Below are 691 nucleotides of genomic sequence, written 5' to 3' on the forward strand. Positions count from 1 at the left end.
TGGATGGCGTTCGGCAGCGCCTTGGCTGCTGCCTCGCCGTATCCACCACCGCGATCTCGCGACACAATGTTGATCGCTGGGTGCCTCGATAGCCACGCCCGAACGGTCGCAGTTTCCCGGTCGGGCAGCAGGGTAACGATCCGCCGACGCTCCAAATCGCACACGATCGTCCCGTATCGATGGTTTCTCCGGAACGCCCAGTCATCGATGCCGACAACAAGCAATGGATCTGTCGGCATCGCCGTCCGCCGGCGGACCACCCGTAGAAAGGTATCGTTGCTAACGGGCAGCATGAGCCGCTTGGCGAAGCTTGCCGCCGGCCGGCCGCCGAGCGCCAACCCCAAGTGATGGACGATGTATTCCAGCCGTGCCGTTCGGCGCCGTCGAAGGGGGACGAGGTCTTCTCCGAACCGCTCCGCGAAGATCCGCCGGCGGCAATGCGGCACCTCACATGTAAAGCGCCGCGTGAGCAATCGGAGGCGCACCCTTCTGCCCGCGGATGGCAAATCGGCCACGTGCCGGACGTAACGGCTATGGATTCGGCGCGAAGCTGTCGCGCACAAAGGGCACTGGGCCTCCTCAGCCTCTGACCGGACAGCCAGAATAACCGAATCCTCTGAATCACTTACGCCGTCAAACACCAAACCACTCGGTACTAGCAATGAAATTCGAAAGCCTCTCCGCATGGCGC

1 protein-coding gene is annotated in these 691 nt (G+C 62.7%); it reads right to left on the reverse strand.

Annotation, left to right across the window (positions count from 1 at the left end):
- Positions 1 to 686 (reverse strand): ISL3 family transposase (locus IVB32_RS17810; RefSeq protein ID WP_247410846.1); only part of this gene is annotated, 686 nt, incomplete at its 3' end.
- Between the last annotated feature and the right edge of the window lie 5 nt (positions 687 to 691).

This window comes from Bradyrhizobium sp. 23 (assembly GCF_023073295.1).
GTDB lineage: Bacteria > Pseudomonadota > Alphaproteobacteria > Rhizobiales > Xanthobacteraceae > Bradyrhizobium > Bradyrhizobium canariense_D.